The sequence below is a fragment of the Legionella oakridgensis ATCC 33761 = DSM 21215 genome, from assembly GCF_000512355.1.
GTDB lineage: Bacteria > Pseudomonadota > Gammaproteobacteria > Legionellales > Legionellaceae > Legionella_A > Legionella_A oakridgensis.
Genome location: NZ_CP004006.1, coordinates 576,300 through 588,403, shown reverse-complemented (window position 1 = coordinate 588,403; position 12,104 = coordinate 576,300). Strand labels below are relative to the sequence as shown.

Genomic DNA, 12,104 nt, shown 5'->3' with positions numbered 1-12,104 from the left:
TACATCTATTGTCAAGCAACGAATTTATTAGAAAAATACTCGTTGAACACCATGAACAACTATCAAACCATGCTCTTTTAGCGATTGTAGATTTGGCTGGAGAAACACTCACACAAGATCAAATACAGTTAATGATTGATAATAAAGAATTTTGCGCCAGCGTAGAAAAAATTCACTCAGCAGTAAATGATATTTTATTAAATTTAAAAGATAATAAAAGTAAACATCAAAGTGCCGTAGAACATTCAAAATATTACTTCATTGATTGTTTCAAGGCCTTAGAAACTTTCCATACGGCGCTTTCAAAAGATTCAAATAGCAAAAATGAACTAATTAAAAATCTTAATCTGGCAAAAGATAATTACTGTCGAGATGTTTTAGGTAACGATAGAAGCACCTCATCAAAAATTGCTCGATATATATTGAAAGGAGTTGTTAATTTTATTGCAGCACTTACATTAGGTGCTGTTCACTATCTCCATTATAAGACCACTGGACATGCTTTATTTTTCGCAAATACAAATAGTCAAGATAAACTTGAAAAACTTCACCATAAAATGTCAAATGAAATAACTGAGGATAACTCAGAAGATACCAAACCAAAAACAAGATAAGCGTCTAAAGTAGATTACATTTTAGTCTCTGATCAACCACGACCTTCTATAAAAAGAAGGCCATGGCTTAAACACTTATAGCTTGTATACAGATTTTAACCATTCTTTGGCTTTCGGACTGATTTTTTCATCCTGTAAGGCAATGGCTGTGATAGTCGCTTTTTTATCTATTTGCTCACCACATATTTCATCCATTAATTGATTCCAGCTTTGCAATAACTTAGATGAAGAAATTTTTCCAACATTATCCAAAATGCTATAAGCACGTTGTTTCAAATAAGCATCCATTGCCTTATCCATCCAAGCTACAATTTCTGGCGTCAATCCATGCTGTTCAAGTCCCTTTCCTTCACCAAAACCTTTTTCGAATTTTTTAGTTCGAAGGTGCGCATATTTCTTACCATATAGATTGTTAACCCAATCCATCAATTTTTTCCCTAAATAAATACCCGTTTCGGAATTTGGATCCTCGTGCAAATGATTCTTAAATTCTTCAACAAGATTAAACCAATCTTTTTCAAACCTTTCCTTTTGTTCTGGTGTCGAATTTGATTTCAACTCTGTTTCGAATTTTGCATACTCCTTCAGCTCATCGGGCGTAAAGATTTCTTTAACCCAGGTATCTTCAAGTTGTTGCGTCATTTTATATACCTCAATAAGTTCGATAACTTTTTTCCAAGGGATGGATTTATTATTGTTACAATCTTGAGATATTCGATCTAATATGGCACTTGCTTCCATTAATGATGCTGCTTTTTCCCGTAAGAACCTGGATTGCATAGCAAGGTTATCAGGCACATCATCATTTCTGGTAAGAAATTCCTGGATTTGAGATAATTCAAAACCAAAAAATTTAAGCGCAATAATCTGTTGTAACTTTAATAAATCCTCTTCGGAGTACAAACGATAATTGTTACTTTGGCGCAAACTGGGTTTGAGCAAACCAATTTTGTCATAATGATGCAGTGTACGTACTGACACTTGCGCAAGATTTGCAAACTCTTTTGCTTGCCATTGTTTCATCGTTTTTTCCTCCTTGTTTCCAAGGTTAATGTATGACGCAACGTCATAGTCAAGCTTTTTTAAACTGTAAATTTATTCATTATAAATCCAGGGAAATAATCGATTAATAAAAAAGGTAAGAAAATGCAGAAAATCAATGGATAGAAAAAATTAATCTTGCGCCCCTGTAAATATTTGTATCACAGCGCAAGTTCCGACGTCTCAGGTCTAATAACAGCAGGTATGTCAGCCCCCTCTATTTGATTAGATATTACTTCTTGTAACTGAATCATGGTTTCTTGCATTTGTCTTTGAAATTGCTGTGCAGACATTTGGGGGGAAACAAAAAAGAGCCGATATAACTCCTAACAGAAGAAAAACATAATGGAATGCCCAAAGGTACCGCAGCAAGAACACCTAATACCAAACCACAAGTGGCCATCAAGACTGAATATACTTTATTTTTTAGCTCTTGATTTTTTAATATTTGTATTAATGTGTTTACTTCTGCGTTATACATAGCTCTCACTTCTGCCGGATTGAATGCTTTAGGTTGTTTACTCTGATCAAGCATGAGTGCTTCTAATTTTTTTCCAACATTCCACTCAAACATCATTAACGCCGTACGCTCTGGACTTTGTACATCATTAAAAGGTTCTATTAATAATAAGTTATTAACGGCAAGCTTAATAAGCTTTATACATCCATCGAAAGCAGACATTTTTTTAGATTTTGATTTAGTAGTAACGAGATGGTCAGTAATGCATGATGGTAGCACGGTAATCGTTGGTTTTTCTTTCAATACCTCATAGGTAGCGTTTAAATGTGTATTTATCAGCAGCAAATGCATGAAAACAATATGAAGTTTTTCATTATTCAATGCCATCTTCTCTGACTGAGGCGATAATAACAATACATCTGGTTCTAAATAAACTGTATGTAATCTTATTCCAGGATTAAATGGATCATAAGCGTAAGGAATCAAAAATTTTTTATTTATTCCCTGCTCCATACGAGCTTCAAAAAGATAACCTTGACGCGTTTCTGATAACTGAAAATGCCCATAACCGTCAAAAAAATAAGGGGATGGGCGATAACTTGTATTGGGAAAAGCATTTTCAAAAAAATCTATAAATTCAGGAGAAAACTCTCTTGCAATCTCATCGTAAGTTTTACGCCGAGGTAGAGGCTGTATATTCGCTGAATATTTCCCAGCAGAAGGCTTCGCATTATGTCGAATAATTTTAATGTGCGCAGGATAACTATCGAATGGGTTATAGTATCCTTCCTCATACTTGGCGATAAACCCCTCTTGATTAAGTTGGGTACAAATCTCATCGACTACACGCCGATCATAGATTGATTCAAGTCTGAATTGCCATTCTGATTCTGTGGGATTGGCGGCTAAAAGGCGGTTAACACCATTACTGAGACGCTTACGATTTTCTTCGGTAGCATCCATAATATGTTGGATTAAATCCTTCCATAATGGATTGGCCTCTTCAGTTTTTCTGATTTCCATATGTGTATCGTACGTTTCTAAATAAGGTCGCTCTCTACCAGAATAAAATGAAACTAATTCAAACCCCGTTCCTTTCAATATGGCTCTTATATTACTTTCTGATTCCGGTGAGTGGCTGGAAAAATATAAGCGCCATTGTTGCAAGAAAGGATTTTTATAAATTTCATTTTCTAAAGCTAATCCAATACCTCGTTTTGTTAACATACGTACTTTACTCTATGTCTATAAAATGGTAATTTAGGATCGATTTTAACCACATGATAAATGATTGTCAATTTGAAGACGCTGGGATTTAACTCCTGTTTTATAATCCTCAAAAGATATGATAATGACTGCACGCTCTAAAAATGATAAAATATTAGCAATTTAACGAGACTAGTAACTCCCCACGTCATCCCGAGTGCAGCGAGGGATCTCCAGCAACTGGCAGGTATTAAATTAATGTAAAAAACACTTGAAAAATTATGCGGTTATGATCAAATAGCTGCATGAATAGCAGAGCTGGAAAAACGACTGAACAAGAATAGCAGCAACAGCTCAAAGCCCCCCTCAAGTGACGGGTTAGGCAAACTACCCCGTACGACTATTGCTAACATGCCCGGATTGTTATGGTTCATTAGTTTCAACGCCGGTGATTGGAATTGTGAAGCGCCAGGTTTTTGATATTCCACCACCCAAAATTGAAGTCACGGAACATCAGGCTGAAGTAAAATATTGCGAGTGCTGTAATAAAACGATAACAGCAGCATTTCCTGCAGGTGTTCTTGCCCCTGTCCAATACGGTGAAGTTATTCGTAGTTGGAGCGTGTATTATCAATATCAGCATTTTATTCCAGAAGACAGGCTGCAACAGTTGTTTTATGACCTGTACGGAATTCAACTGGCTACTGCAACACGGACTGGATATAACCGGATTGCCTTTGATACATTGGCATCATTTGAAGAATCGGTATTGTCTGCAGTCAAAACTGCTGCCGTAAAAAACCTGGATGAAACAGGGTTTCGTGTGGCCGGAAAAACACAATGGTTGCATGTGGCATCGACTAAAACGGCAACTTATTATCACATATCTCCAAAACGAAAATCATTACTGGATGGCCTTTCAGGTACCGTCATTCATGATCACTGGAAAAGTTATTACAATTTGGGAGGTGTGGAGCATGCCCTATGCAACCAGCATCACTTGCATGAATTAAAAGCAATAACCGAGCATGACAAAGAACCATGGGCACAGGCTATGACCCGACTATTACGTGTTGCTCTTCGCTGTCGTCATTTTAATGAACATCATGCAATACCTGTTGCTCGCATCAAGCGGTTGACCAACATCTACAAGAAGATTATTCGAGATGGGCTGGCGTATCATGAAACGCTGCCGCCATTGCCATGCAAAGGCAAACAGGGTCGACAACCTCGACGGACAGGTCACAACCTCTTGTGGCGTTTATTTCATTACAAACAAGACGTTTTACGGTTTTTTCATGATCTGGCAGTTCCATTTACCAATAATGATGCTGAGCGTGATTTACGAATGATGAAATGCAAACAAAAAATATCCGGTGGTTTTCGGACCGCTCAAGGCGCTGAACAATTTGCTCGTATCCGAGGATTTATCAGTACGATCCGTAAACAAGGATTAAGCATTATCAGTTCCATCCAATCTATATTTTCTGGTACTATCCCTGTGTTATCAGGAATCTGAGATAACAATACAGTCCAACAGAGCAAGGAATAGTATATGCGTACGGAGTCTTGCGTTTACCTTCTGACCAATAAACACAATAATGTTTTGTATACCGGTGTTACCCATGATTTGATACGCCGTGTTTATGAACACAAAAATAAACTGGTGGCTGGATTTACCCAAAAATACAATGTGGATCGACTGGTTTATTTTGAAGTTTGTTCAGGCATCGTCATGGCTATTGAGCGAGAAAAACAAATCAAAGGGTGGTCTCGAAAAAAGAAGCATGATTTGATTAATGCATTGAATCCTGAATGGAACGATTTGTATCCATCGCTACTTTAAAAATTGTGCCACTGCAGGCAGATCCCTCGCTGCACTCGGGATGACGTGGGAAGTTACCGAGACTATCGTTTTATGCCAAGAAGTAATGACGATTTATTTTGTTTTTTCTCAGGTTTTGCTCATCAAGACATTGAGGTGCATGAATATCAAGAACATCTTGAGACTAAGACAGTTATTTTGACTTGCCATAATCTTGGCAAGCATTCATTGTCTAAAGACGATTACATACAACTCGATGGCGTGCTTTTTCAGGTCATTGAAACCAATGGCTCATATTTTAAAGCTTGCAGTACTTTTGAATTGGTAAACGATACATCCATCAAAAATCTCAGTCCGGGCAGTAAATTAACGTTAGGGATATTAGCAGAAAAAGATATATCGCATGAGCAATTATGGATGTTACAACCATCGGCTTTAAGCCAGGTAACCTACCTGAGTTGTTCCGTACTACATGGTCATGAACATACTTTAAAACTTGATTTTGAGGCACCACCAAACCTTGCCTCGGTGATTCATCAAGATTGCCATTTAGGGTTGGCCGGCTCTAGTTTGACAGCACGTGACGTCTCGAAAGAGAGCCATTTAATAAAATTTTCAATTTATTGTGGTCGAGAAACCAGAGAAAAATCACAATTTAACCAAACTCTTAAGCCAGGTACTCGAATTAATATCACTGAACCCGCTGAGATAGAAGACAGAACTTGTAAATGCTAAGTTTCATGTCTGAAACCGAAGTAACAAAATAGCAGACCCAACAACAAATCCACGACTGCGACAGAATAAGCAAACATGCTGTTAGTCACGAAATGCAAGGTAAGCTGATCCAACGCATGCGGAAACAAGAGGATGCTGGCACCTTTTAAGAAAACAATCCACGCCACAATAGTAACCAGCACACGCCAATGCCATTGCCAAATGTTATGACTTACCACCAACAAAATCCCCATAATCGCGGTGACACAACCTATGTATACCATTAAGTGAGCATTATTCATTAATCCATGAATGTTGGCCATGAATTGATTCATGTTGATGAGCATAGCAAGGCTAATGATGATTTCATACAGGCCAATAACCTTGCTTAGAAATTTTGAAACATCCACGTTAACTTCTCTTTATGAGTTGGTCTATTTACAGTATAGCAATCCGTGAAACAGCAACCATTTGTCAACATGCACCAAGGCTAATAACCTATCTAAAATGATAAGTCACTGCACTATCTTCCTCTTCTAATTGATAATCAAAACAAGCTTTCAAGGTTTGTTCAAAATTGGAAGGTAACGCATTATTGTCAAATTTTATTCCTACATGATCTATAAAAACGGACGTTTTTACAGCACTAGCTGTCTGCGGATTATTAGCTTCAATCATAAATATAATATTAGTGTTCAATCCTTTAAGAAGTTTTGTCATTAGATTTGGAAGCGGACAAGAAGCAGTTGGCACATCAAATAAGGTTGTCAAAAGCGCAGCTGGTATATTGATATCAATATTAATGGGAGAAGAAGCTTCTTGACTAAAACGCGCTGAAAGTGTTGCTTCAGGAAATGAGATTTTAATGGGCGAAACGGTAATTTTATTATTGGCAATTAAAAAAACCGCCTCTAGCTTTTGAGGTAATTTCTCGGGAGCAATCTGGAACAGCTGTTTAATCATTTGAGGATCAGACAATAAACCACGAACATTCCCTTCCCACATTGGATGAGCATCATTGAGAGCAAGGGAAACCACGTTCTTACCTAAAGAAAGAGTAAAATCGAGCAATTTCTCTTTTTGCGGGTAAATTCCTGCAAAACCAGTTATTGTTTGTCCAACAAATTCACCATTCAGGTTCATAAGAAATGACTCGTCGGCAGCATTATGTTCCATGGTGATTTTTTCAAAATGCAAAGGTTTCGTCGAAGATTTAGCGTAAATAATATCAAGATTGTTTATTTGAACATGGTCTAGCTTAAAAGCACGTTCAGAAGCCGTTTTAAATGTTGACGTGGGCGATTCTTTCTGTTGTTTTATTGTATCGGCAGCCCCCTGCTCATAATGGTCGCTTTCTCGATGATAACGTTCCTTTTGCACCGTCATTTGGGGTAAATTTGTAAGATTAATCATTCCATTCTTAAACGTCATATTGTAAATGTGCACACGCTTTTTAAATAATTCAAAAAATGATAGGTGGGCACTTGCCTCTTCAATCTTGAGGACTGGTTTATTCTTATAGGAATACTCAAGGTTTGTAAAACCCAATTTGAAATAGGGGAAAACCCTGATTTTTAGATTCAGATCAAGATGATTTGTTTTCGTATCAATCCCTACGACATTAGCGCTTTTGACAAGACGATTAGCCATATAACTTAACAAAAAATTTAGCCCAAATAAAAACAGGATAATAACCAAGGCTATAAGTAATAATTTTTGCCCCCAAGTCCAATTATCTTTTCGCGTCATCATTCTCTTCTTTCTTTATCAACACATTTGGTTATAACTCAATATCCAAATCCCATATTCATCGGACTTAAAAACCCATTGTATAACCGATATATCTATTTGCAATTTTCTAATGTCGAATTGGGTATTATTGAGATTTCCTCATAAACTTAAATGGATTTTTTTGATAATGTCACTACTAAGTGAGGCTTAAATGCAAAATAAATTCGAATTGTACGCACATACTTTAGAAGAAGGCACAACGGTTTTTCATGGAACTAATTATGAACGACTTTTAACGGATGCGGAATTAATGAAAAATAAAACTCTTTCTCAGGGATTTGTGAATGCTGGAGGTAGAGGATTTTATACTTCATTGAAAGAAAGTGATGCTGTGATGTGGGGCTCTTACAAAAGCTCTGATTGTTATATTCACAGTTTTACCTTAACAGCAGCTGCTAAAGGCCTCAGAGAAAACGAAACTGGTCAATTTGCAGGAGTCTCTGCAGCAGATGGTTATGAGTTCATTTATACCAAAGATAATGATATAAAATGGCTAATCAGCTGTGAGCAGTTAAAATCCAAATCCGTTTGTGCGGTTAAGTTCATACAACTCCAAGAAGATGAAGAAGACGCTCCTGAGGAAAAAGGTAATATTACACAGAAATTTAAAGGTCAATATAAAGCGGATAAGGCTGCTGTGACAGGCGAGGAAGATCTTGGAGAGCAAGACAGTAATCGACCATAATACCTTGAATTAATATGGTCTCTCGCATAAGCAATATGAATAATTAAAAATCACATATTTTTTACATTAAAAAATAGTTAATCGTCAAGTCTGTTTTTTTAAATTTTCTCTGGTAAGATTTAGTGCCAAGCCGTGTAAAATGCTTATGCATCAAGCTGTGGATATCTTTTTGATCAATCTGCAAACCCTTCCCCAACCAAGCACTCAAAACCCTATAAACTCAATAAATACAAGGCTTATCGCAAGATTTAATCATCGTTGATTTTCATATTTATCCACAAAATCTGTGGATAAACCTGTGAGTAGGCTATTAAGTCTTTGCATGAGAAGCCCTATTTAACAAACCCAACAGGTAGTCTAATTATAAACATCGTATTAAAGATTTGATTGAACAGGTAGTCCAAAAGGAGTGCTGGAATTTTGGCTCTTTCCCATTTAAGGGGGCAGCTTTAATCACCCGCAGAGGACCTTAACACGTACTCTATAATTTTCAAAATTTCTAAAACCATAAGCTCTTCGCTGAATGAGTTTCATTTTGCGATGAAAGCCTTCTGTTATTCCATTTGACTTACTAAATCGCCACATTCTGGCCACTTCATCTTTCCAAGCCCAAAGTGTTTTACCTAATGATGCTAATGCTTTAAAACCACTTTGCTTTAACTCAGCCAACATTTCTAAGAAAGTAGGTATTACTTTACGGCACTCATGCTGTGTTAGCGCCCTTTTCATTAATAGTGAGTGCAGTTGTTGCTGAAATTGATATATAGCCTCTATTGCAGGATTTTCAGTGAAAAACGCATCTCTTTTGACTTTCTTCTCATCACTTAAGTTATCAGGTCTTGTTCTTAATAAGGCTAAGATACCTCTATTGTTTTTAATTTCAGTGGAGAGTTCTCGACAGGTCATCATACACTGATGTTGAATTAAACGGATTACATGAAACCTATCAGCCACTATCATAGCATTAGGAAAGTACTTCTTTACTAAGGAACGGTACGTACTGCTCAAGTCCATACAAATCACTTTGACACGTTCTTTTCCAGGTAATTGCTGGAGATATTCTTTTAATTCTTGCTCACGACGGCCACGAACCACATCAAATATCTTATGTTTTCTTAGGTCACAAAAAGTAGTTGCAAACCCTTCTTTCTTACTGAAAAAATGTTCATCAATACCCAGTACCACAGGACATGGTTTATTGATTAATTCTCGATGTTGCTCTTCATAATGCCGCTGATACCAGCGCTCTATGGTCGCTTTTCCTTTCTTATAACGCTCTGATAAATCTTTTTGCGATACCCCGCGGCTATGCTCATGAAACACTGCAGCTTGAGCTCGCCAAGTAGCACGTTGATGTTTATTGATACCGGGAAACTGTTGATTACCATAGCGACAACAAGTATGACAATAAAGCTTATACGCTTTAAACCTCAATACACTTCGACGATGCCCTATTAACTCATGGTGTACTGTTCTTATATACGATGATTTCTTGCGAACCTGTTTACTTTGGCAATGACTACACCGAGCTAATCGGTTATAAGTTACATCTAATAATAAGGGTTGATACCCACTCACTTTTAATATGGAAAATCCAGGTAAATTTAGGATAAGATTGTTCTTAGGCACTTTAATCTCCTTTTGATCGCTAAATCAAGGACTTAGTCTAGACTAATTTGATTAAAGTGCCCCCTTAATTGGTGTAGAGCCGGAATTTTTGGTCCATGCAGTGGAGGAAAAGAGTCTGGCCGCAATAAAGGCCTCTTCTCATGGATCATCAATTATTGTACAATAAGATCAAATACACGCTTTTTAGATAACATTGTGACCATCCAAATCAATTCAACCAATGTAGCACAGAATGAATGGATCTGGGATTTTTTAGAGTCTCAGCGTCTTTTAGGAAAATCCATTTGGCATCAAGGAGAAAAATTCACTTACAATGGCACTGATTACACATTCCAACAAATCGTTTTTGCACGACAAAGAAAAGATCCCAAACGTGGTTATGCCTATGAAATGTTATCTTCTGAACAACTCGGAAGAGGAGCGTATGGGGCAATCTATCGCGTTGCATGTACAATAAGCTTAGGAAAAAATGGACATTTTCAAGCGCAAAATAAGCATCGCGTAGCAAAATATCAATCGCATCGTGATGCCTTATATGAATTCCAATCCGCTCGTTTTACCGATCATTTACATGTGAAAGTACCTAATCAAGGTCTTATGGTAATGCGGGAAATACCAGGCCAAACCTTACATCGCTTTTTGTTGTCAACGTATCTAACACGTGCAGAAAAATTGGAATTAACTAAAGCATTACTTAACGCATTTAAAGAACAGGTTGTAGATAGAAATTTGATTCATAATGATCTTCACCAAGGTAATATTTTAGTCCACGTGGATAACCAAGGTCCACGCAAACAATTTATAATCAATGTCGTTGATTATGGTTTAGCAAATTTCAATCCAACACTTTATTTAAATAAGCCCTACACAGACATTGCAAACTTTTTATCTTTAACCATACAACAATTATGGTCTTCCGAGTCCGATTGGCCTACCCCTATCGCGCAATTACTCAATAGCAATTCTTCTTCTTTAACTGATTATATAACATTCTTTAATGAGGCAGTTGCATCACCTAATCCTCAAACACAGAAACCATTAGAATCAATGCTCGCTTATCTTAAAGAATTGGAAAAAACCCACCAAGAATTAGCTAGCCGCTTAAAAAGTGATTTATTAGAAGCAGTGGAGCACTCCAGTTCCAACGATGTAGATCTTTTAAAAGAAGCCATACAGCATTGCAAAGAGAGCCTAGTGAAAGCTGGTATTAAACTTGATACTTTCCCCTATCCAATATTCACTAATAATCCACAAAAACAACAATTATTTAATGAAATCTATGCTTATTTTCAGTTGTTGGAAAACAAGGGGAAAGCCTTGATGGCTACCTCGCATAAACGCGAAGGGGAGCAACTTTGTGCCTTGGTACATCAGTTGAGAGAAAGAACCTTTAATGCACACTACCTCCCTCCTGAAAAACAAAAAGTGAGTTAGTGGAGTGTGGCAACACCTGCAAAAGGCTGTTACAAGAAAATCAACATTTACTCGATATTCATCGGAATACTAATTATATCTGGGCAGAAGTAAGCGTGATTTTTTGCTCGCTTATTGTACTGTATCCTATTATTGCTGGAATTCATTATGCTGCAACTGGACGATTCACCTTCTTCGCACAAACAGAATCAGCTCAAGGTGCAACGAAAATGGAAAAAGATTTTAATCAATTAAATAGCATCGCCGTGTTTTAACGGCGATTGCTTCGAGTCCTTACATGCTTTTGTCCTGGAGCATTAATCTTTTTGTAAACTCCGTTCACTTTTTATAAGTTACTCTACATTCTATATACCGTACCCTGGGCCTTCACTTGATCCACAAGGTATCATACCATATCCAGCCCCGTCATTATTAGCACCCAGTAACGACTACACCATAACATTCCTGAGATAAAGTAATTTTAGCGTTAGATTCTATGTTTCCATCAATCATTAAGTGGCCATCTTTAATAATTACAATAGCATTTTTACCGATACTACCAGTAATTCGGACGTCACCTTTATATTCAACATGCTCGTTTTCTTCAATTTTTTCAATTGTGATACCCCTTTTACTTCCTTGACATTCAAATCAACGGCAGATAGTAACATGCACTCTTAAAAATGGCGTCCATATAAAAATATGAACCAGTAATTCTATTGAGAA

12 protein-coding genes and 1 pseudogene are annotated in these 12,104 nt (G+C 37.0%); 8 read left to right on the top strand and 5 right to left on the bottom strand.

All coding sequences use genetic code 11. The annotated features are described in order from the left end of the window. The first annotated feature begins 8 nt into the window (after nt 1–8). A complete protein-coding gene (locus tag LOA_RS02905; RefSeq protein ID WP_148294856.1) occupies nt 9–614 on the top strand; it encodes a hypothetical protein in 606 nt (201 codons plus the stop codon). Between the two features lie 75 nt (nt 615–689). Here LOA_RS02905 and LOA_RS02900 read toward each other — a convergent pair whose 3' ends face one another. Further along, nucleotides 690–1,637: a MerR family transcriptional regulator gene (locus LOA_RS02900; RefSeq protein ID WP_025385069.1), complete on the bottom strand. Its 948-nt coding sequence runs from the start codon at nt 1,635–1,637 to the stop codon at nt 690–692. A 268-nt stretch (nt 1,638–1,905) separates the two neighbouring features. Next, on the bottom strand, nt 1,906–3,342 hold the full coding sequence (locus LOA_RS02895; protein ID WP_025385068.1) for a hypothetical protein: 1,437 nt from the start codon (nt 3,340–3,342) through the stop codon (nt 1,906–1,908). 288 nt (nt 3,343–3,630) lie between these two features. Here LOA_RS02895 and LOA_RS16145 point away from each other — a divergent pair. The 4 genes and pseudogenes from LOA_RS16145 to LOA_RS02880 form a co-directional block, all read left to right on the top strand. After that, nucleotides 3,631–3,714: pseudogene (locus tag LOA_RS16145) on the top strand (DUF6444 domain-containing protein); the annotation flags it as partial. Between the two features lie 10 nt (nt 3,715–3,724). Beyond that, the gene (tnpC, locus tag LOA_RS02890) at nt 3,725–4,840 is read left to right on the top strand and encodes an IS66 family transposase (RefSeq protein WP_025385067.1); all 1,116 of its coding nucleotides are present in this window, start codon (nt 3,725–3,727) and stop codon (nt 4,838–4,840) included. Nucleotides 4,841–4,876: 36 nt separating this feature from the next. Further along, complete coding sequence (locus LOA_RS02885; RefSeq protein WP_025385066.1) at nt 4,877–5,167, top strand: GIY-YIG nuclease family protein; 291 nt, start codon at nt 4,877–4,879, stop codon at nt 5,165–5,167. A gap of 45 nt (nt 5,168–5,212) precedes the next feature. Further along, nucleotides 5,213–5,881, top strand: a complete 669-nt coding sequence (locus LOA_RS02880; RefSeq protein ID WP_147370105.1) for a hypothetical protein — start codon at nt 5,213–5,215, stop codon at nt 5,879–5,881. Here LOA_RS02880 and LOA_RS02875 read toward each other — a convergent pair. Both LOA_RS02875 and LOA_RS02870 read right to left on the bottom strand, forming a co-directional pair. Then, a complete protein-coding gene (locus tag LOA_RS02875; RefSeq protein ID WP_025385064.1) occupies nt 5,878–6,270 on the bottom strand; it encodes a hypothetical protein in 393 nt (130 codons plus the stop codon). The two genes, LOA_RS02880 and LOA_RS02875, sit on opposite strands and share 4 nt — an antisense overlap. A gap of 88 nt (nt 6,271–6,358) precedes the next feature. After that, nucleotides 6,359–7,612, bottom strand: coding sequence for an AsmA family protein (locus tag LOA_RS02870; RefSeq protein ID WP_025385063.1), 1,254 nt, complete (start codon nt 7,610–7,612; stop codon nt 6,359–6,361). Between the two features lie 190 nt (nt 7,613–7,802). Between LOA_RS02870 and LOA_RS02865 the strand changes: the two genes are divergently transcribed. Beyond that, complete coding sequence (locus LOA_RS02865; RefSeq protein ID WP_025385062.1) at nt 7,803–8,336, top strand: hypothetical protein; 534 nt, start codon at nt 7,803–7,805, stop codon at nt 8,334–8,336. 453 nt (nt 8,337–8,789) lie between these two features. Here the strand turns inward: LOA_RS02865 and LOA_RS02860 are convergent, their stop codons facing one another. Beyond that, nucleotides 8,790–9,965, bottom strand: a complete 1,176-nt coding sequence (locus LOA_RS02860) for an ISL3 family transposase (protein ID WP_025385061.1) — start codon at nt 9,963–9,965, stop codon at nt 8,790–8,792. Nucleotides 9,966–10,160: 195 nt separating this feature from the next. Here LOA_RS02860 and LOA_RS02855 point away from each other — a divergent pair, with 195 nt between their 5' ends. Both LOA_RS02855 and LOA_RS02850 read left to right on the top strand, forming a co-directional pair. Beyond that, on the top strand, nt 10,161–11,399 hold the full coding sequence (locus LOA_RS02855; protein ID WP_025385060.1) for an AarF/UbiB family protein: 1,239 nt from the start codon (nt 10,161–10,163) through the stop codon (nt 11,397–11,399). Further along, nucleotides 11,399–11,653, top strand: coding sequence for a hypothetical protein (locus tag LOA_RS02850; protein WP_025385059.1), 255 nt, complete (start codon nt 11,399–11,401; stop codon nt 11,651–11,653). The genes LOA_RS02855 and LOA_RS02850 overlap by 1 nt, the downstream gene beginning before the upstream one ends. The last annotated feature ends 451 nt before the right edge of the window (nt 11,654–12,104 follow it).